14 protein-coding genes are annotated in these 21,559 nt (G+C 60.1%); 6 read left to right on the plus strand and 8 right to left on the minus strand.

Annotated elements, in window-relative coordinates:
- Window positions 1–57 precede the first annotated feature (57 nt).
- The 3 genes from EA462_RS13950 to EA462_RS13960 are packed head-to-tail and all read left to right on the plus strand — an operon-like array spanning window position 58 to window position 2,961.
- A complete protein-coding gene (locus EA462_RS13950; RefSeq protein ID WP_124179190.1) occupies window positions 58–1,209 on the plus strand; it encodes an ABC transporter ATP-binding protein in 1,152 nt (383 codons plus the stop codon).
- Complete coding sequence (locus EA462_RS13955; protein WP_243641428.1) at window positions 1,199–2,122, plus strand: ABC transporter permease; 924 nt, start codon at window positions 1,199–1,201, stop codon at window positions 2,120–2,122. The genes EA462_RS13950 and EA462_RS13955 overlap by 11 nt, the downstream gene beginning before the upstream one ends.
- On the plus strand, window positions 2,119–2,961 hold the full coding sequence (locus tag EA462_RS13960; RefSeq protein WP_124179191.1) for an ABC transporter permease: 843 nt from the start codon (window positions 2,119–2,121) through the stop codon (window positions 2,959–2,961). Before EA462_RS13955 ends, EA462_RS13960 begins: the two co-directional genes overlap by 4 nt.
- Before the next feature lie 242 nt (window positions 2,962–3,203).
- On the opposite strand, the gene EA462_RS13965 is transcribed toward EA462_RS13960, so the two are convergent.
- On the minus strand, window positions 3,204–4,817 hold the full coding sequence (locus EA462_RS13965) for a M20/M25/M40 family metallo-hydrolase (protein WP_124179192.1): 1,614 nt from the start codon (window positions 4,815–4,817) through the stop codon (window positions 3,204–3,206).
- 168 nt (window positions 4,818–4,985) lie between these two features.
- Between EA462_RS13965 and EA462_RS13970 the strand changes: the two genes are divergently transcribed.
- The 3 genes from EA462_RS13970 (at window position 4,986) to EA462_RS13980 (ending at window position 8,691) form a co-directional block, all read left to right on the plus strand.
- Complete coding sequence (locus EA462_RS13970) at window positions 4,986–6,311, plus strand: aspartate aminotransferase family protein (RefSeq protein ID WP_124179193.1); 1,326 nt, start codon at window positions 4,986–4,988, stop codon at window positions 6,309–6,311.
- A 538-nt stretch (window positions 6,312–6,849) separates the two neighbouring features.
- Window positions 6,850–8,052, plus strand: a complete 1,203-nt coding sequence (lhgO, locus tag EA462_RS13975) for an L-2-hydroxyglutarate oxidase (RefSeq protein WP_124179194.1) — start codon at window positions 6,850–6,852, stop codon at window positions 8,050–8,052.
- 306 nt (window positions 8,053–8,358) lie between these two features.
- A complete protein-coding gene (locus EA462_RS13980) occupies window positions 8,359–8,691 on the plus strand; it encodes a hypothetical protein (protein ID WP_124179195.1) in 333 nt (110 codons plus the stop codon).
- 90 nt (window positions 8,692–8,781) lie between these two features.
- Here the strand turns inward: EA462_RS13980 and EA462_RS13985 are convergent, their stop codons facing one another.
- The 7 genes from EA462_RS13985 to EA462_RS14010 all read right to left on the minus strand — a co-directional run bounded on the left by EA462_RS13985 (window position 8,782) and on the right by EA462_RS14010 (window position 21,557).
- Entirely contained in the window at window positions 8,782–10,758 is a 1,977-nt protein-coding gene (locus tag EA462_RS13985) for a helix-turn-helix domain-containing protein (RefSeq protein WP_165872087.1), read from the minus strand.
- 10 nt (window positions 10,759–10,768) lie between these two features.
- Window positions 10,769–11,683 carry a hypothetical protein gene (locus EA462_RS17375; protein WP_165872088.1) on the minus strand — a complete coding sequence of 305 codons (915 nt, stop codon included), beginning with the start codon at window positions 11,681–11,683 and terminating at the stop codon, window positions 10,769–10,771.
- A 1-nt stretch (window position 11,684) separates the two neighbouring features.
- Window positions 11,685–13,109, minus strand: coding sequence for a hypothetical protein (locus EA462_RS13990; RefSeq protein WP_124179197.1), 1,425 nt, complete (start codon window positions 13,107–13,109; stop codon window positions 11,685–11,687).
- A gap of 117 nt (window positions 13,110–13,226) precedes the next feature.
- Window positions 13,227–15,422: a phage tail protein gene (locus EA462_RS13995; protein WP_124179198.1), complete on the minus strand. Its 2,196-nt coding sequence runs from the start codon at window positions 15,420–15,422 to the stop codon at window positions 13,227–13,229.
- 4 nt (window positions 15,423–15,426) lie between these two features.
- Window positions 15,427–17,382, minus strand: a complete 1,956-nt coding sequence (locus tag EA462_RS14000) for a putative baseplate assembly protein (RefSeq protein WP_124179199.1) — start codon at window positions 17,380–17,382, stop codon at window positions 15,427–15,429.
- Window positions 17,382–21,143 (minus strand): baseplate J/gp47 family protein, encoded by a 3,762-nt coding sequence (locus EA462_RS14005; RefSeq protein WP_124179200.1) that lies wholly within the window; start codon window positions 21,141–21,143, stop codon window positions 17,382–17,384. Before EA462_RS14005 ends, EA462_RS14000 begins: the two co-directional genes overlap by 1 nt.
- Before the next feature lie 6 nt (window positions 21,144–21,149).
- On the minus strand, window positions 21,150–21,557 hold the full coding sequence (locus EA462_RS14010; protein WP_124179201.1) for a GPW/gp25 family protein: 408 nt from the start codon (window positions 21,555–21,557) through the stop codon (window positions 21,150–21,152).
- Window positions 21,558–21,559 lie beyond the last annotated feature (2 nt).

Below are 21,559 nucleotides of genomic sequence, written 5' to 3' on the forward strand. Positions count from 1 at the left end.
GACGGTGTCGAATAACGAACGAGAGAATTTATAACGATACGCTGTACACACCAACCCATGGCATCGGCAAGCAGGCAGTCTCAGGGTGAATTGGACGAGTCCGAGAGTGACGTCATTTTGCGACTGGACGGCGTGACGAAGAACTTCGGGTCCGTGACCGCAGTGGACGACGTCTCGTTCTCGGTTCGTAAGGGAGAGTTCTTCTCCATCGTCGGTCCGAGCGGGTGTGGAAAAACGACGACGCTGCGCATGATCGCGGGATTCGAACAGCCAAGTGACGGTCGAATCCTTCTCTCGTCGGAGGACGTCAGCCGCGTTCCACCATACGACAGAGACCTCGGCATGGTCTTTCAGGGCTACGCGCTCTTTCCACACAAAACGGTGGGAGAAAACGTCGGTTTCGGTCTGAAGATGCAGGGTGAAGATCCCGAAGAGCGACAGGAACACGTAGCCGACATTCTGGATCTAGTCGATCTCGCTGGCACGCAAGATCGGTACCCGAAGGAGCTGTCGGGCGGACAACAACAGCGGGTTGCGTTGGCCCGGGCGCTGGTGATCGAACCGTCGGTACTTCTCCTCGACGAACCGTTGTCGAACCTGGACAGAAAGCTCCGCGAGGAGATGCGCTTCGAGTTGAAGCGCATTCAGGAAGAACTCGGTATCACGACGATCTACGTCACGCACGATCAAGAAGAGGCGATGTCGATGAGCGACCGCGTGTTGGTCCTCAACGGCGGCGAGTCGGAACAGGTCGCACCACCGTACGACATCTACCACCGCCCACGAAATCAGTTCGTTGCCGAGTTCATCGGCGACGTGAACACGTTCCCAGGGACCGTCGAAGCAGTAACAGAAGACGATTATCACGTCGATCTCGAAACGGAAGCGACGGGCACGGTCGAAGTCAAACGGACGGTAGCGAGGAACGAGTTCGAGGTCGGTGACGACGTTCTGTTAAACGTTCGTCCGGAGGACTTCGAAATCGTCGAAACCGGCCACGGTGAGGACCGGTTTACGGGACAGGTGATCACGAGTACCTTCCTCGGCAAGCGGACGAACCTGCTCGTCGATGTGGGAGACCAACAGCTACTCGTCGAAGCATCCGGACGAATCGAGCAAGACGGGTCGAAGGCCGAAGACGCGATCACCATCTCGTGGAAACGCAACCAGTGTATTCTTACGGACGTAGATTCAGATCATGTCAACTAGAGATCTCGTGCGGCGGGCAAATCGAGACGCGAGTATCTACTTCAGAGAGCACAAGAACCGCCTCGGATTGCTCAATCTCTTTCCGGGAATGGCACTCGTCCTGTCGCTACTCGGCGGTGCACTGGTTATTATCGGCGCATACAGCGTTATTACACCGGTACCTCCACAAGGAGACGTGTCGTTCACGTTAGAACACTACCGACGGTTCTTCGGAACGTCGTACTACCTCAGCGTGCTGTGGGATTCGCTCGTCATCGCAATCGGAACGACGCTTCTGGCGTTTCTCCTCGGCTATCCAGCGGCGTACTTGCTTGCGACCACCGATAGCGAGCACAAGAATCTCTACTTGCTCATGTTGATCCTTCCGTTCTGGATCAACGTCGTCGTTCGAACTTACGCGTGGCGGCTTATCCTCGGTTCTGGAGGGTTAGTAGATTGGGTGCTCTACGACGTCACGGGCGTCGCCAACGAGTCCGTTCAACTGCTGTATTCGCGCGGTGCGATCGCCATTGGACTCGTCCACGTGTTCCTGCCGTTCATGATCATTCCGATCTACGTCTCACTAGCCAGTATCGACCGCTCCGGCGTCGAAGCGGCTAAAAACCTCGGAGCGAACAGGTTAGTCGCGTTCACCGAGGTGACGTGGCCACAGAGCCTTCCGGGTGTGGCAGCAGGAGTTCTTCTCGTGTTCGTGATGTCGTTCGGTGCCTTCGTCGTTCCGTCGCTGCTCGGTGGACGAGCGAACATCATGATCGCAAACGTCATCGGGGATATGTTTGGACAGTTACAAGAATGGGGGCTCGGAAGCGCCATTTCGATGGTCTTCATCGTCGTCGTCCTCACGATCGTGTACGTATTCAATCGATGGGTGAACCTCGGAGACGTCTACGGCATGGGAGGTGACTCGGAATGAATCCGCTGACCGCCCTCCTACACAGGATCGAGATTTCGGACCGAACGGCGGATCGTCTACTCGCGGGACACACGATCTTGCTGTTCGTCTTCATCTACGTGCCGATCCTGGTCGTCGCACTGCTTTCATTTACTCCTCAAGAGGTCCCCACGTTCCCGATGCCCGGCATCAGTCTCGAGTGGTACGGTGAGCTCGTCCCACCGAACCACAACGAACAGCTCGTCGACGCGCTGTTCCGGAGCGTCGCGATCGGGATTCTCTCGGCGATCGGTGCCGGAATCGTGGGAACCATCGCCGCGTTCGGTCTCGTTCGATACGAGTTCGAACACCGCCTCCTCTCTCGAGAGACGCTCAATACCGTGTTCTTGTTGCCGCTGGTCGTCCCGTGGATCGTGACCGGTATCGCGGTGTTAACCCTCTACGATATGATCGGAATCCGAGGCACGTTCTTCTCGGTCGTTCTGGGTCACGTCCTGATCACGATTCCGTTCGTCGTCATCATCGTCTCGAGCCAGCTGTACGGTCTCGATCGATCGATCGAAGAGGCGGCGAAGAATCTGGGTGCGACCGAACTCCGGACGTTCTACGAGATTACGCTCCCGATCCTGGCACCGTCTATCATCGCAGGGATGCTGTTCGCGTTCACGATCTCGTTCGACAACTTCACGCAGACGTTCTTCTGGGCGACGACCGGAACGGAGACGCTTCCGATCGTCATCTACTCGATGATCCGAACGGGAATCGATCCGTCCGTCAACGCGATCGGAACTGTCATCGTACTCTTCTCGCTTTCGGTGGCGTTCCTCGGTGAACGCCTGTCGAAGCGAATCCTCGAGTAGCGTCCGTTTTCGGACCTGGTATTTCTTCGTCAAAGCACACCTGAAGTCGCGTCCAGACCACGGACGCGGAGTACTCGAGCAATCGAAAGACAGGAAAATACACTCTCGGGCGGAGATTCATCATCGAACGTTCGAATCCGACCGGTAGTGCGAACGACAAACGCGGCGTCCGGGCCGTCTTCGAAACGGACTATGTGGAAAAGGAGATAGCGACCGGATCGTCAACCGAAGATGCGTCGCGCTTACTCTCTCGCCGCCGGCACGTCCCCGGCCGTGGACTCTTCGCGCCGTGTTGGTAACATCCACTCCCGACCCCGAGGAGTTTCGACGTACTCGGGCCAGGGCAAGTCGACCGGCGCGTCGAACGACGCCGGCAACAACGGTTCGACCCAGTCGGAGCCGCCCACGCCGCCGCCAGTCCGACGTTCGAACTCGTCTCGGGCCTGCTCGAGAACCGAGGGCTTCGTGAGCAGGTCGACGATCGTAGCGGCGATCGTTTTGCTCGCGACGAACATTCCCGGATGGGTGATCTCGGGAACGCCGCCGACGGCGTTGTACGCCCACTCGGGGTACGAATAGTCGTCGCTTGGCGGACGGAGCCACGGACGACCCGTGTAGAGTCGAACCGTCGGGGCGTGCCACGTGTAGTCGACGTAGTCGTCCGAGGTGAAGTTTTGCTGCCAGTCCGGCAGCCCGGAGCGAACGGTTTCCTCGTACTCCTCCGGCGGAACGAGCGTTTCGGCACCCTCGTTGAACGGGTTCTCCATCGGTTCGATTTCGAGGGTCTCCTGAACGTCCCGACCGAACTCGCGAGCCGCCTCGTCGAGCGTCGGCGGGCCGATCGCCTCGAGATTATCGTACGTCGCGGCCGCCATCGCGTTGTTCGCGAGGCCGACGCGGGTCTTTGCCACCCACGTTTCCGAAAGCGAACAGTGGCTCACGCCGGCTGCGTGTTCGGCGTTCTGGCGCAATACCTCGTAGATACGCTGCTGAAGATCCAACGTGGGTGCCCGCCAGCAGTACTGTATCTGACTAATTCGGGGTGCCAGATTGTCCGAGGTTTTCTGTCCAGCAGTCATCACGTATTCGTTGAGAATCCAGTGACCGGTATGTGGGAACATCGCCTCTTTCGTGTATTTCGTGTTCGTGTACATCAGACACAGGGCGTCCAGCGCGCCCGGTGCACGTGCATCCGCATGCCACGGGCTCGCATCAGGAACGATGTTCGATTGCGTCCACGTGTGTGGCTCCTCGCACTCGAACTCGAAGACCACGCTCCAGTACGATCCACAGTGCGTCTCCCAGACGGTCGTGTTCGTCGGATACGGGTGGTACGACAGGTGAGCATCGTGGTCGTCGAAATATCCCTTTGTGGCGTGAATCGGCTTCGAGCCACAGACCTTCTCCGCAGGCTCCCCGAAAAAGCGTATCGTTCCGTCCAGATCGTACTCGTCGATCGCGTCCTTCGCCGCGAGCGCCCCACCTAACGAACCGACACCCAGTATCGAGTGGGGGTCCGTATGTCCCGGTGCATACTCGTGGAGACCCTCTCGTGGTTCCCGGTACGGAACGCGTCGCTGGGAGTTTCCAGGGACGGCATCGTACTCCGCGTACGTTGCGATGACGGGGTCCCCGTCACCATAGGTCGCTACGAACGCCGTCGGCATACCGGCGGACCCTCGCTCAACCTCGAATCCCTCCTCCTCAAGTAAGTCGGCGTAAGCATCTGCCGAACGATACTCGCGCCAAGCGGGTTCCGCGTACTCCCAGATTCGCTGTTCGAACGTCGATAGCTGGTCGCTATTCCGATCTACCCAGTCGACTGCATGGGCTTTCGGCTCTGAAAACGCTGCCATCACGGATGATCACGTCCCGATCGACTTAGTAGTACCGTCTGAAACAGTCCCGCCGCGTTCAAGCGAGAGTTCGAAACCAAACGCCACGAAAGAGTCGCGTTGATCCCATCGGCGCGATGACATGGGCCAAAAATATAAATATGAGAAAAAGAATTATCGGGAGTAGACATGCCGGAGTATACCGCTGGAAGTGTTTCGAACGCGGACGTTGAGCACCAATACGAGGAGTACCTGATGCCGATCTGGAAGAGCCTGAACGTTCCAGTCAAGCGGGCATCGAACTGTGTACTCGAGGATTTCGATGGGAACGAGTATCTGGATCTGTACTCGGGAATATCGGTCACGAACGTCGGACACAACAACGATGCCGTCGTCGAAGCAGCAAAAGATCAACTCGACGAGTTCGTTCACGGATGTACCTACGTCCATCCGCACCGACCGGCCGGGCAACTGGCCGAAAAGATCGCTCGAATAACTCCGGGCGAGCTGGAGAAAACGTTCTTCTGTAACTCGGGAACGGAAGCCGTCGAAGGCGCGATCAAACTCGCCCGCAAATACACCGGATCCAAAGAGGTGCTTGCCCTGGAGATGTCGTTCCACGGTCGAACGCTCGGCTCTCTCGCGCTGACGGGTAACACAAGCTACAAAGCGGAGATGGCTCCGACGATCAACGACGTTTCGCACGTCGCTCCACCGTACGGCTATCGTTGCCAACGGTGTTCGGGAACGACGTGTACGGCGACCTGCGCCGAGCAGCTCGAGCGTGTGATCGATACGCACACGTCCGGCGATCTGGCGGCCGTTATTCTCGAGCCCGTGATGGGAGAGGGGGGCATTATCGTTCCCCCGGTTGAGTGGATAGAGCGCGTTCAAGAGATCACTCACGACCACGATGCCCTGTTGATCGCCGACGAAGTACAAACGGGATACGGCCGAACCGGCGAGATGTTCGCCTCCGAGCACTTCGATGTCGTTCCGGATATCCTCACGCAAGCAAAGGGGATCGCTAACGGATTGCCCCTCGGGGCGTTCACCGCAAGCTCCGACGTAGCAAACGCCTTCGAATCCGGGGACCACCTCTCGACGTTCGGCGGCAACCCGGTCACGTGTGCCGCTGCACTGGCGACGATCGAGGAACTCGAGGGCGGCATCCTCGAAACCGCACGAGCGAACGGCAAATGGTTCGAGAGCCAACTCGAAGAGCTGGAAGCGGAGTACGATGTCGTCGGTCAAACGCGAGGGCTCGGTCTCATGCACGGTATCGAGATCGTCGATCCGGACGACGGACACGGCCCGATGGGAGTGTCTCCTGCGCCGGATCCAGTGCTCGCCGGGAACGTCGCGAAGCGGCTGCGAAAGGACGGAATCGTGATGGGTGTCGGCGGGTTCTACAAGAACGTTCTTCGTATTCAGCCTCCGCTTACGATCGGCCGCGAGCAGCTCGATCGGACAGCCGAGGAGCTTCGAGAGGCGATTCAAAGAGAAGTCGCCTGAGACGGTGAAAAACGCGTCAGTAACGTCTTCAGAGCAGTCGAACCAAGAAGAAGGTTCTCAGTCGGTGGCTACCTGAACGCCAATCCAATGACGAGGATCTACTCTAATTTTGAATCGGTATGATAGCACATTTTCGTCGATCGAACGATCCGAGACGGACACTGCGAAAGAATCGGGCGTGGAATAGTTCTTATTTAGACACGGCTCGAATAGTATCCTATATAATATGGATATGACAGGAGTGTGAATTTGGCAAACATCTATCACATATTTAGCGTTATTTTGACTGCGGCAAGTTCCGTACCGACACGCCGTGTCACCGAGCGTTCGAGTGATGTCGGAGACGAATACTCGGTGGTAACGAAACAGCCCGTGTCCACGCCTCGAATCCGTGATTCGGACCTTACGCGGTCTGCTGTCGGACAGTACCGGTGCTACCGCGACTCGCCGTGGTAGCACGGAAAAACCGTACAGCAATCCGTATCACGCATCGAACCGAACCAGGACACTTATCGACCGACAGGAATGCTACTACGCAATGTCCGACTACGACGTCGCCATTATCGGCGGCGGATGCATCGGTTGTTCCACGGCAACCCACCTCGCTGAAGGTTCCGACTTCGACGTCTGCGTCATCGAAAAGGAGTACCAGCTGGGTTCACACCAGAGCGGTCGCAACTCCGGCGTGCTCCATCCGGGATTCAACTATCCGCCGGGATCGCTGAAGGCGAAGTTCAGCACCGAAGGGACGACGCGCATGAAGGAGTATCTGACCGAGCACAATTTACCGCTCGAGACCACCGGCGTGCTCGTCGTCGCAACCGACGAGACCGAACGGCGGCGGCTCTCCGAGCTGAAACGCCGGGCGGATGAAAACGGAGTCAAAGCGGAGATCATCGAGGGAGAGCGATCGGTGCGAGAATACGAACCCTACGCGAAGGGAAACGCAGCCCTCTACTGTCCGGAAGCCGCCTCCATCGACTCCCAGCAGTACGTCTACCAGCTTGCTGCCGACGCAAAGGACGGAGGTGTCGAGTTCTACATGGGCCATCGCGTCGAGAGCGTCCGTTACGAAGGAGAACACGTCATCACGACCTCGAGTGGAGAACTGACGTCTCGCTATCTCGTCAACGCCGCCGGGCTGTATGCGGACAAGATCGCCGACGAACTCGGCGTCGGCGAGGAGTATCAGATCGTTCCGTTCCGCGGAGAGTACTACGAACTCGTTCCGGGAATGGAAGACGTCTGCGAGTCGATGATCTATCCGACCCCGGACCCCGACCTTCCGTTTCTCGGGGTACACTACACCCGCCGTGCCGACGGCAAAGTCATCGTCGGACCGAACGCAGTCCTCGCGTTCGGTCGCGAATCGTATCGAAACACGGCGATCGATTTCACTGAGCTCCGTGAGACGCTTTCGTACAGCGGGTTCTGGAAGTTGCTCGGTTCTCGAGAGATGGCTCGAGTCGCGTGGAACGAACTCAACAAGTCGTATCGTAAAGAGCGATTTGTATCTGCCGCACGGACGCTCGTCCCGACCGTTCGTGAGAACGATCTGACGAGGAGTTACGCCGGAATTCGTGCTCAACTGGTCGACAGCGACGGAACACTGGTCAAGGATCCGCTGTTGAGCGAAGGAGTGCGATCACTCCACGTTCTCAACGCCGTCTCTCCGGGGCTGACGTCGTCGCTCCCGTTCGGAGAACGGATCGCACAGCGGACGATCGACTCGCTCGAGTGAACCGTCGAGACGTCGTACGGCCCCTTGTAATTCGGTATCGGTGATCGCTGTCCCGCTCGAGCGATCACCGGTCAAACAGTGCAACGATCCGTATCAGTCGGGGGTTCGAAGTTGCTCGGCGGTCACGCTCGATAGGATCGTAGTATCAATAACCTATATATGAATTTTAAGATATGTATTAGTCCATTATAAGAACAGCCGAGCGGCGAAAGCGTCGGAGAGGTGACGGACCGATGACGTATATATCCCTGGTGACTGAACACGACCTATGAACCGAGCGATCGACACCGAGACGGATCGACGAGGATGAAAGGGTACTACGTCCGGTACCTACAGGTTCTCGAAGCAGAGCTCGGTGATCGGATCGCACTGAAAGTGCGGCGACCCGAACTCGCCGCGGCGCTTCTCAGCTACAATGGCACGATTCGACGCGGTGGATTCGCGTTCGACGAAGAGTGCCGGGAAGTTACGTTTCGAACACCGTTCGTTCCCGTGACTGAACCGGTCGTCGACGCTGCAGCGGAAAACGTGACGGCTGTCGCTGAACACGTCCGAACCGGCGGCGGATCACCGTTCGAAATTTACCTCACCGAGCGGACGGGTTTCACCGTCACAGACAGCACACCGGACGGTTCTTGATCGGACCCGGCCAGTCCGAACGGTCTCACAGTCTTGACACTCGTACAGCCATCTCGAAACCATATATGTCGTCCGTGCTGCGGGTAGTAATCACTTCCCGTACAGCTCTTCGAGGAGTTTCTGCTCGGCGACTCGCAAGTGCTGGAGGAACGTTGAATGACTGATGCCGAGTGCGGTGGCGATCTCTTCTGCGGTGTTTTTTCTCGGTTGCTCGAAGTAGCCGTGATGGAAGGCGGCACTGAGTGCCGCCTCCTGTTTGTCCGTAAACGAATCGATATCTGCCGGCGAGTACTGGTTGTTCGTCGGCGGTAGCGACCTGAAGTCGGTAATCGATTCGGTCGAGACGTCGAAACGTTGCGCGAGGTGGTTGACGGTCTCGGCCACGTCGATCGATCGCGGGAGTTCGATCGCGAGTTCGGCCCCGTCGATCCTGACGACCGTTCGGTTGACGAGTGCACCGAGGGTCGCCAGCCGCGACTGTGGCGTCTCTTGTGTAACCACGAGCTGAAACCGGGCCGTCGTCCCCGACGAATTGATCTCGGTGACCGATTCCACGGCCGGGTGCGAACGGGCAACCTCCCCGAAACGGTCGATCGGTACCCCGTCGACGGTGACGTACTGGCGCGTCCGGTACGCGTCGTGTCGCGTCGTCCCATGAACGACGAACTGGCCAGAACGAGAACCAACGCGGCGAGCGATGTCGGTGAGGTAGTAGGCGTCTCCCTCGACGTTCAACTGGAGGGTGACCCGCTCGTTCGAAGAAAGCGCCTGTCTGGTCTTGACGTCGTGGATCGCGAACGCGAGGAGATCCGCGAGCGAACGCAGTAGCGACCGTTCCGTCTCGTCGAACTGCTCGAGTCGGGTGTGGTAGACGGCGAGGACGCCGTAGAAGACGTCCTCGTAGAGGAGGGGGATCGCCCCGCCGGACCGATAGCCGGCTCTGAGCGCGCGCTGTTGCCAGTCTGCGTCGAGTAACCCCGTGAGGTCGTTGACGAACTGGGGCTCTCGCAGTCGGGCGGCCCAGACGCTCGGAGCGGCATCGTCTCGGCCCGCGATATCGAAGGTTCGAGAGGAGACGTTGATCTGATCGTCGCCGGCGACAACCTGTGGAACGATCTCGGTATCGTCGACCGTTCCCGTCCAGGCGAGATCGTACCCGTACGTACAGAGCTGGGTGCAGATGTGCTCTTCCATCTCGGCTCTGGTTCGGGAATCGACCAGCGCTTGCTGAATTGTCCGGTTCAGCTCCGTCTCCCACTCGAGCTTTCGCTTCCGTCGCCGCTGGGTGGTTCTGTCCCGGATAGTTACGAGCAGTGCCGGCGAGTCGTCGTGGGTGACCGGCCGGCCGGTCAGGTGACAGTGACGGACCGCTTCAGCCTCCGTGACGAGTCGAGCGTCGTGTCCCTGATCGGCCGGTGACTCGTACCAGTCGAGTAGTTTCGAGCGTACTCCAGACTGATCCGCATGGTGGAACAGGTCGGTCACCGGATACATCGTGTTGAGCTGTGAGTCGTCGTACCCCGACAGGTCGCTCAGCGCCCGGTTCCACACGACGAACGTGTCGTCCTGGACGATGGCGACAGCGCCCGGTATCTGTTCGGTCAACGTTTCGTGCTGGGTTTCCAGCTCGCCGAACAGGTTCCGGAGCCGGTACCGATCCACGACCGACGCGATCTTTCCGACGTACAGTGAGAGGGGGTCGTCGTCGCCACCGGTGATCAAATACGTGGTCGCGGGGTCTGTTGCCGCGACGCGTTCGAGTCGCTCGCTCCGGCGATCGGCGACGACGAGAAACGGCAGGTTTGGCTCCGTCTCTCGGACCCGTTCACGCAGTCGCAGTCCGTCGATTCGGCTGGTTCCGTCGGGGACGACTACGCAGTCGATTTCGGTCCCGTCCTGCAGTTGTTGCAGTGCTTCGTTCGGGCTAATCGCGACCGTCACCGCCAGTTCGGGCTCGTGTCGCTGGAGTCGTTGCGAGAGGTACCCTGCCCACCGCTGGTCGTCGTCGACGAACAGGACCGCAATCGGGTCGTCGAGCAGCGTCTCGGTTCGATCGAAACCGTACATACCCGTTCGGTTATCCCTCCCACTGGACGACGTAGGTCTCACCGGTGCGCGAGTAGATAGAGGTGACGTGTCGCTGGTAAAATCCCTCGATCGACGTATCGTCGGACTCGCTCTCGAGAACGAAGCCGTCGGGCAGTTTGACCGAGCGTTTTTCACCGGGACGGAATCGGATGTCGGCGTTGAGTGCGTAGTTGGCCCCAGTTGCGTCCGTGATTTTCGCGTCGACGATCGAAATGGCGCTCTCAGCGTCATTCCGGAGGACGACCTCTCGCTCGTCGTTCCCGATCACCTCGAGGACGGAGATATCCTCCGACAGCAGTGAGCGCGTCTTTCGTCGACTGACGCCAAGTAACACCGCAGTTGCACCGAGTACCGTTACGAGGAAGATCGCACCGAGTTGCCACTCTGGCCACAGCAGTTCGCGATGAGTTCCCATCGCGATCAATCCGAACCCGCTTCCCACGAATCGCCAGAAGACGACCTCCGCGAGGACGGTCGAGACGACGGCTACCAGCACGCCACCAGCGAGTGCCCCGTAGCGCGTCGAGATGCGCATTCGCTGTCGAATACCGAATCGAACGAGCAGCCCTTCGATGAGACCGGCCCTGTCGAGCGGGTACGAGACGGCGAACACCAGCGCCGAGACGGTCGTCGCACCGCCTGCATACATCGCGGCGGTCCACGCAGCGTCGATCCCATCGATCGTGTACAGCAGCCAACTACCGGCAGTGACCACGAACAGTGACAGAGTTAGAAACAGCATCTTCCCGGAGAACGTGTCGAGCGGGAGGATTGCCACCGTCGATGCGACCCGTTTGAGTAGCGAAAGAACGATTTTCGGAAACGAGAGTAGCAACTTGGGAAGCTTCTGAAGTTGTTTCCCGGCGTCGAGCAGCAGTTCGTACGTTCTGATCAAAACACTCATTCTATCCCTCCGGCTGGATTTCGTACTGTGGTTCGAGCAACGTTGCAGTCTGACAGACGCGATCGAAGGCCGCGACGAGTTCGACGAACGAGCCATCGTCGGTCCGGACATCCTCGAGACTGGAGACCGTACGAGCGAACTGGTTGTAGCTCTCGTCCGTTGCGGCACGCTCGAGAACCCCCGTGAGCGACTCGAGGTCGTCCGTCACCGACGAGACGAACGCGCGGTACTCGGCTGCGTCGCGGTCGGCTTCCTCGGCGATCGCCTCCCGGGCAGCCTCGACGACCCCGAGCGATAACTTGCTGACCGCTCCCTGATGATCGAACGTCGCGGCGGCATCGTCGAAACACCGGATCGCCATCTTCAACGACTGGTAGGCGTTGAGCTCGGCCTGCGTCTGAAGCGCGTCCTGGAGTTGTTCGACGTCCGATCGAAGCGCCGCTCGCGTCGACTCGATCGACTCGTACAGGTCGTTTTCCGCCGTCTCGATCTCCGTCCGCAGCTCCGTTTCGGTCGACTCGAGGGCATCCTGAAACTCCGTTCGAACGGTGTCTTCCGTCTCGTCGATTGCCGTTCGAAGCTCCGAGACGTCGAGTTCCAGCCCCTGTATCTGGTTTGCAAACTGTCCTAGCTGATCGAGTTCACTCTCGAGGTACTCCACACCGGGGCGGCGCTCGTCACCACCGTGAGCGCCGTCGGTGGCTACCAGCAAGGACAGGAATAACGAGAACAGCATGTCGTTGTCGTAGACGAACGGGTGACGCTTCGTTTCGTCGTCGTCCACCTGCCACTCGCCGTCGGGAAGTCGTTCGAACGCTCCGAGAAACACTCCCGGGTTAGCCGAACTCGCTGCCCGTTCACGGTGGGCTTCGTGGTACGAATCGACAATGTGGTCAGCGAGGGTCGAGTATTCGTCTGCGTTATCCAGATCGGGTAAATCGACGAGTGGTGGTGTCTTCCTCGAGTTTGGCGGTGTTTCGGTCGCGACGAGTTCGAATATCTCGAGCACTCGACTCTCCTGGGACTCTTCGCCGTCGGTTGCCTCGACGCCGGGAACCGGGACCGGGTCCTTCGACTCCTCGTCGTAGGTGATATACAGCGACACGTAATTGCCGTCTCCCGTCGGAATCGTCCGGGTGGTTGGCGTCCGAACGACGATCGGTCGACCGTCGCCGTCGATCGCAACGCCCGGGCCGATCGTCACGTGAAGTTCGCCGTCTTCGTAGTCGAAGTCGATGATCGATAGTCCCGAAACGATACCCGTTCCGGTAACCAGTCGGGTTACCGTCTCGAGCCGTGAGGCGTGGTATTTCTGCTCGGTCGACATGTCGTGAGCGGTCATCAACTTCCCCTGGAAGTACCGGTTCCGCTCGAAGTGTTCGAGTTCGAATTCGTCGGCTGGTTCGGTCTGGTGTTCCTGAGTCATCGTTCCTGTCGGATTTTCATATTTTTGTCTCCCCTGTTCGGCCCCCGACAACTCTGCCGTAGCACCGAACCGATCCGTTGTCTAGTTGTGATCTGTCTATATGTTAATTGTTTCGTTTCACTGAATTCTGGTGTCCGAGCCGAGTGTTGACGTCTCGACGTCGAACTTGGTCTCGGGAACGTACGTGTTGATCCCGAGGTAGGTGTTCGTGTTCACGCGAAAATTCTGCCGAAGGCGTTCGACGTAGACGTCCGAGTAGACTGGCTTGTCGGCATTGATGATGGTCTTGATAACACCGACATGTCTATCGGAGAGTGTCGGCCAGATCAGGACCTGGAAGCGTCGCGGATGACCAAACAGGTCCGCGTACTGCTGGCGCAAGGCGTCGTTTTCGATCCGTTCGACGTCCGAATACTCGCGGATGATGATCTTGTTTTCGTGGCTAATCCCGATACGTTCGTCGTAGTCCGCGAGCCGCTCGCGCACGTCGTCCTCCGTCAGGTAACCCGCTTCTACGAGGTCGGTCAGCTGATCGGCCGCACGCCCGCGAGCGCGGTCCCACGGCGGTTCGTGATGCTCGACGTGATCGAAATAAAGCCCGATCAGTTCGAGCATCCCGCGCCTGGTTCCACGAAGCTTGTAGAGCTCCGTCGAGCGCTCGAGGAGTTCCCGCTGGGCGGTCTCGGGCCAGGCACGGCCGAGAACTGCTTCGCCGCCGAACCACCGGTTGAGCCACGGGAAGTAGTCTTTGGGAATCTCGTAGGCGTCGATGTACTGCGTGCTCCGGCTGATGTTCGCCTCGATATCGGTAAACACCGTTTCGAAAATCGAGAGATAGCGGGCCAGAAAATCGTCTCGCTGCCCGGCCTGCCGGTAGATATCCGGCAGATACCGGAGGTACGATTGGCGCGGACAGTAAGCTTCGAGCGCGTGAATCTGCGGCGACGAGTGGCGATTTCCAACCAGCCGAACCATCACGTGCAGGTATCGCCCGGTTGCATCCTCGAGGAGCAAATCGTCCGGTCCAGTCGCCCCCTGGGTATCCCCACGGTTCTCGAAGACGAACCGCAATTGTTCACGAGCCTCGTCGATCCACGTGTCAGCCCGGCCAACCGAGAGATCTGAGACGACGTCCGCGAGGGCCGTCGGTGTGTACTCGATGACGTCCCAGAGGCCATCGATACCGACGCGACGCAACTGTTCTCGGTGCTCGTCGGTCAGTCCCGGAAGGTCCGCGATCGGTTGGGTGTAGCCGTCTTCGTTCGACGCGTAGTACCGGACGTCGACGTGATTTCCGGAGGTGGCACGTGAGATGTCGAACGCGATCCGATGCCATTCCAGATCGCGTTCACCGGAATCGAAACGACCGACGAGGTAGCCCTCGTACCGAGTGTTCTCCGGATCCTTCCGGTTTTCCCAGTCTCGTTCGAGCACCCACACGCGCCCGGCCGCAGTTCGAGCATAACTACGGTGGTGATCGCCAGCCGTCCCCGCGGTCGCACTCGAGAGCGACGTCAACTCGACCGACAGTTCTGTAGCGACCAGTACGTCGTTCTGGCCCAGATCGTAGACGACAACCATCGGATCGCCATTCTGGTCCCCGTAGAGGACGAGTTGTTCGGTCGTCTGAGCGGCGAGCAGTTCGGGACGAAAGCCGTCCGGGAGATCGAGGTCGATGGCCGTGCGGTCCTCGGAAGGGGACCCGGAGTTCTCGGATCGATACACGACGGGACCCGTCTCGGGTTCGTCGAGGACGTACAGCGTGTCGTCCGCGTCGAGCGCGAGGTCGAGGGGGTTCCTGAGGGACCGTGCAACGACGTCGGGATCGGCACCCGGCTCGATCGCGAGGACGAATCCGGCGTCGCCGTCGCCGCCGGCGTCGAGCACGTACAGTCGGCGTTCGCCGCCGACCGCTCCGACGGGCGCGACGACCCCGGTCGTGGTCCGCTCGAGGTACCTGGTTCGCCGCGAGAAGACGCCAACGTCCCCATCACCGTCGATGAGGTAGAACTGTTTCCTCGTCGCCCCTATAGCCGTGGGGACGCCGAGGGAGTCGCTGTCGTGGAGGTCGAGTCGACTTGTTCGGTCCTCGCCATCGAGGTAAACCTCGAGATCACCGCTCTCGCCGAGCAAGAGCAGGTTTCCGTTCGGAACCGGGGCGAAGTCGGCGCACTCGACCTCGAGTGGAAACTGGTGTACTGTTGGCGTCGTGGCCAGGGTGACACTCCGATCGGCCGTGTCGACGTTTCGTCCCGCCCATCGGTTCCAGTCCGCCCGTTGCTCCGCGCTGAATAGTGCAAATTCGTCGTGCATCGTCTCACTCACCAATTGTCACTCTCACGTTTCGTTCCGTCAGCGCGAACAGCGCGCTGTCGTCGATCAGGACGTCTCCGTACTCGTTGATTCGGCGTTCACCGCGTGCGGTCACCGAGACCGTTTCGACAGCACCGATGCCGGGTAGATCCTCGATGATGTCGACGACGTCGGAGATGTACAGCGGGTGACCAAATGGCCAGCCACCGGCCTCGATCGGATGGAGGAACGTCAGCAGCGTCTCGGTGATCGCCGCGGTCAACTCCGCGTCGGTGTAACCCGACAGCGCCGAAACGACGACATTGACGTCGACGTCGACGTACGTCGGTTCCGAGACGGACACGACGTCAGTGACGAGTCGTGTCCGATCGAGGTGTGTCTGGACTGCGTCGACGAACCCCTCACTCGGTTTCGGTCTCGTCTGACGACTGTAGGGGACCACGACGACGTCGATTTCCCGATAGTCCCGACCGTCGACGGTCCGTTCGGTGGCCGTCGCGTGTGCCCGTCCGAACCGCAACCCGGGCGTATGGGTCGCAACGTAGACGAAATCGTCGAGAGTCGCCGCCCGGTACGGTCGCTTGAAATCGCGCTTGAACCGGTCGATCGCATCGTCGATCGGTTCCATATCGCGCCCTCCGTCGGCGGGGCCGTTGGGCGTAAGCGTGACCTCCGGGAGCGGTGTCTCTCCAAGCCTCGCGTCCTCGCGAAGGAACTCCCACCTGGAGTTTGCCGAGACGTTCCCTTCGGTCCCCCCACCGTGAACGTATTCCGTCGCGACGACGCGCGCTCTGACGGGCGGCTTCCGACCGTTTTCACCGTCACCGAACCTGATCGAGCCGCGCATATGGTCGAGCACGTAGTGGGTTCCGAGCGAATTCGAACGATCGAGATCGTCGATTTCGGTCCATCGCTCACCGTCGACGTCGATCTCGGCGTTCAGCACCGGAGCGTTCTGGAAAAAGAACTCCTGGTTCGACTCGTAGGTCGTTTCGATCGAACCGTCCGTGCGTTCGAGCACTTCGTTCTCGACGGTGTTGCGATGGCTGACCTCGAGCATGTTGAGTCGAACGGTGTCGAACTGGGGCGGGAACTCGTACCCCGAGCGCAGGATTCGACACCGGATCCAGTACAGTCCCTGATCCTGTTCGAGGATGCCGATCGGATCGCGCTGGCGAGTCCTGTTCGCACCGTCCGGCGGTCGCTCGAGGACGACGTCGCCTCCGTCGTAAAACGCGTTAGCTCCGTCCTCGAGAACCGAGAGCGATTCCCAGGCGTCGTCGTCCGTCCAGCGCTCGTAGGCCTTCGGGAACTCCCAGACGAGTTCGACGGAGGGATCGAACGACCCCTCCATCTCGCCGTGACTCGCGGGCTGGGGAAGATCGTCGTCGTACAGATCGAACGTCAGCGTCAGCGTCTGGGCGTCGGCAAACGGGTCGCCGTCGAACCCGACGTAAAGGGCGTCACCGACACTCGGGTCGTCGCCGAACGCCTGGAAGCGAGTCTCACCCGTCGTCGCTTCCGCGGTGGTGTTGACGATGTCCCCGCCTGCATAGGTGACGATCTTGTCGATTGTGGCTTCAGTGATCGTCGTCGGTGAGACTGTTTCGAAGGCCTTGACGTCACCGGAGCCGTCGTCTGCGACGAGCGTTGCTCCCGCAGGAATCGTCTGGCCGTCAGCACCCGACGGGGGCTCGACGCCGACTCGTACCCGGGCGGACGTCGGGAGCCGGCGCTTGACCCCGAGCAACCGGAGGTACTTTTCGCGGTGTTCGTCGGTAACCCGATTGAGCTGATAGGTATACGATTCCGCGAGCCACGTCAGCAACTCGAGGATCGCGATGCCACTGTCGTGAGCGTTGTGGTCGGTCCACTCGTCGGTGTAAATTGGAAGCTGTCGTTTCGCCTCCGAGAGAACATCTTCGAACTCACGGTCGTCGAGGTCCGGTATCTCGACCATCAGCGATCACCTCCGACGTCGACGGTAACTGTGTGACGACCGCTGTACACGAGGATGTCCGGCGACACGTCTGGAGAGTCCTCACCGAGTGCGACCGTCAGCTGTCGATCGCCCTCGCTATAGGTGACCGCGAGATCGCGCACGTGGCCCACAGACTCCAGCTTCTCGAGGTTCGCTGCGAACAGTGACGGTTCCGGGAGCGTGCCGATCGCCCAGCCGTCGCCTTCCGGTCCGCCGGTGAGAGGGTGAGCGAACTCCGTCAGTTCGGAAATCGCGCGATCGGTGACGGTAGTCGCACTTCGGGAGCCGCTCGTCGTAATCGTCGCCGTCACCGAGGCTTCGACGTAGTTGGGGCCACGGATCGTCAGGTTCGAACGGTCGCCGGCGACCACCGCAGCCGGGACCCGTCGTTCCATCTCACGCTCGACGCGATTGACGAGTTCCTCGGAGGGTACAGGCTTGTGCTGGGCGACGTCCGGCACGATCACGAGGATCACTTTCCCCGGCGTGTCCGTCTCGTCTTCGCCGGCGATACAGCGGACGCGGTCGATCTCTCTCGAGATCGCCTTCGTAATTCGGACGAAGCCGTCCCGAGTGATCGGCTTCCCGCGGTCCCGGAGGTTTTTCGGTGCCCGCTTGACGAACTCGGCCAGCGGCTCGGCCGGTTCACCGGCTTTCCCGGGCTCGTAGTTCGTGACACCTTTGACGTGCTGGATGGGATCGATCAGCGTTTCGACGGTTCCAGCCTGTTTGTTGCCGTCGTCGCCACCGCCGGTCTCGTAGTCCGCCCGGATATTGTTCTCGCCCTCGGGCGGAATGGCTCCTTCCTTCCCGTCGCCGAAGACGACCGTTCCCTCGGTTTCGTTGAGCACGAACTGGCGCGATTCAGGCCCGGAACCGATGAAGTCCGTGACTTCGGACCACTCGACCCACAGCTCCGACAGGTGACCATCGGAGTCGTACACGTCGACGACGGTCGTCGACCGGTCGTCGATCAACTCCTGGGCCAGGCGCTCGGAGAGGGCGTCAGACTCGTCGACCCAGACGTCGACGGAGAGTGCCGGCGCATCGGGTAATTCGAATCTCTGGGAAGCAGTCCCATCGCTCGAGCCGACGACCTCGCTCTGGACGCTAGTGACGTTCGTTGCCCACTGAGTGTTCGGGTGAATTCCGTCTACGGTCGGAGCCAGCCGCGTGTGACTCTGTTCCTCGCGTGTGGCGAGCGACTGGTACGAGAGGACCTCGCGGATTCGGACAGATTCCTTGACCTCACTGTCCGGGACGAAAAGGCTCTCCTCGGTTCGATCGAAGTTGTCGCCGGTCATGGTCAGCCGCAGCCAGTGACGAGTCTTCCCGAACAGTTCGACCTCCGTCGTCGGCTCAGGCAGCGTGAGTGAAAGAATCCCCCGAACGGTCAGGTCGTCTGTCCCGTCTGAAATGCCGGTGCGTTGCCACTCGCGAGTGTGAACGTTCGCACAGTACTCGACGTCGAGCAGCGGATCGAACGACCGCGGATAAATCGCTTCGGCGATCGAAACGTAGAAATTCAGTGGTCCTCCTTCGAGCGCGCGTCCGAATCCGAGGTAGAGCGTCTGGGTATCGGTCGGCGACGACTGGAACGGACTGAACGGTTCGTCGGACGACTCGATGGGGCACAGCGCCAGGTTGTTCTCAGTAACGAGGTGGGTGAACCGTCGTGGTTCGAGAATCGAACCGGGCGCGGGACGGTCGTCCGTGTCAGTCGTCGATTCAGGGGCATCATCGGTTGCCACAGTATCGTCGGCGTCGGTGACTGTCTCCGGATCCGCGTCGACCGCTCCGTCCACCTGCGACTCCGACTCCGGGGGTTCGTACGAAACCGAGATCGCGTCGTACTTCGGCGCGTCGATGTGGTCAGTCACCTGTTGCCAGTTCGAGTCCTCGACCTCTTCGAATTGGGGCTGCCCGTAATCGCCGGCGACGAGCCGGACTCGTATCCAAAGACCGGTCCAGCCGTTGACCGCGTCGACGGTCATGTCGTCCGGAACCGCAAAGCGAACCGTCCCGCTCTTGCGCAACGTGTCGGTCCCGTCATCGACCGACAGCGGTTTCCATCCGGCTTCCGCCGCGTACTCCCAGACCAGCCTGGGGTCCCCCTCCTCATTGGGCTGCGTGTCAGTTCCGTCCGTCTCCCCATCCGTCTCTGAAACTGCGTCCGCTCCCCCGTCTTCGTCGCGTTCGAAACGCAACTCGACGGCGGTACCGGGCTCCTCGAACGCATCGTCGCACGCAAATTCGGCCGAGAGTCCGACGATCGGAATCGAGCCCAGCAACGGCACGTCGACCTCACCCGTCGGATCGAGCTGCGTCCCGTTTGCAACCAGCGCGTCGAGATGCGTCTCGGTTGGCTCCGGTACACGCTCGCCGGTTCCTTCCTCGCCACCTGATTCGGACGAGTCGGGAGACTCACCTGGATCGGGCGCATCCTCATCGACACCGATCGCTTTTTCGGCCTCGGAACGACCACCACTGGTCGGCCCGTCGGCCGAAAAAGCGGATCCCGACTCTTCGCCGTCACCGTCATCCGCGTCGTCGTCGCCCTCATCGCCGATCGCAGGCGTGACCGTGACGGTCACCGACTCGATGAGCGTATTGAACATCGCGTGAGAAAGATCGTCGTCCGGGAATCGCGCCCGAATCCAGAAACTCCCCACGCCGGAGACGGCACCGGGTTCCGGTTCGCCCGGAACCGTCACCTCTACCGTGACCGTATCAAACTCCGCTCCGAACTCCACGCCGTCGGCCATTTGATTCAATCGATACCGCAACTGATCGAGGTGTCGAGAGATCTTGTGGCAGGTCTCGTCGTCGAGTTCCCGCGGGTCGATTAGCGCCGTCGGTAGTCCGCTGTCGCCATCTTCTGGGCGCCCAGTCGCGTCGAACTGACCGTTTCGCACGTCGTCGGCAAGCACCGTTAGCAACGACTCCTCTTCCGGCCCCTCCACTCTCGTATACGACGCGTGAGGGAGGACGAGTTCGAGTTTGTCGACCAGTGACCGAACCTGGGCCAGTTCCGAAACCGCCGGCACCTCGTTCCGGCGTTGCCCGTGAACGTCGAGAGGGTGCCAGCCCTCCTCGCCTTCCTCGTTCTCGCCATAATACTCCCACGTGAGAAACGTCCGAATCGCTTCCGCCGGCGCATTGGTCTGGATCGCAAGCTCGAGTTTCGCACCGGGCTCGACGTCCAGCAGGTCGGGATCACCGAGGTATAACGCGTGCTCCTGAACGTTTGACCCCGTGAACAGCCGAACTGACCCGTCGCTTCCGATCAGTTCGTGATGGGGGACGATGCGATCGACTCCCGGATCGACCGCGAAGACGTCGGTGATTCTCGCCGGCGTTCCTTCGAATTCGGTTCCGGTCGTCTCGAACCGCTGGCTTGGGTGTCGTTCGGTTTCTACCGCCTCAAGGGTCGTCCCGTCCGGGATAACGACGTTATTCGGTGCGTTTTCCGCGATTTCGAACGTAACCGGAACGGTTGCTGGCTGTGGCGGGTTGGGGGTGAAATCGAGCATGTCGAGAAACATCACCCGGTGTTTGACAGGAGTCTGGTTCAGCCGTTCGGTGATCTCCTCCCCCATTTCGGCGAAAATCTCGAGCAACGCTGTCCCGGCGTCGTCCTCCTCTACGTCCCATCCGTCGACGTAGTGCGGCGCGAGTTCCCGCGTTCGCTCGAGAATGTCAGCTTTGTCGTTGTCGTCGAGTATTGGCCTTCGAACCATCAGTGATCACTCGTTAATGTAAAAGGGATACACCATGTTTCCCTCCGAGTTCGTCGACCTGACGACGTACCGTATCGTGATCAACAGCGTGTTCGGGTGGTCCGGATCCGCACTCGCGTCGACGTCACGAACGTCGATCCGCGGCTCCCAGGCGATCAATGCCTCCCTGACGCTTTCTTCGGCGAGCGACATCGTCGCTCCGTTGATCGAGTCGAAGACGTGGTCGTGAATGTCACAGCCAAATTCGGGACGCATCACTCGTTCCCCCTTCGCCGTTCCGACGATGATCCTGATCGCTTCTTCGACGCTTTCGTTATCTGACGAGAGTGCAATGTCTCCTCTGTGATCGGTGCTTACTGGGAATTGCCAGCCGCTCCCGGGGAACGGATCTTCTGGATGGGTATCTCGGACCATGG

This window comes from Natrarchaeobius halalkaliphilus, assembly GCF_003841485.1.
Classification (GTDB): Archaea; Halobacteriota; Halobacteria; order Halobacteriales; family Natrialbaceae; genus Natrarchaeobius; species Natrarchaeobius halalkaliphilus.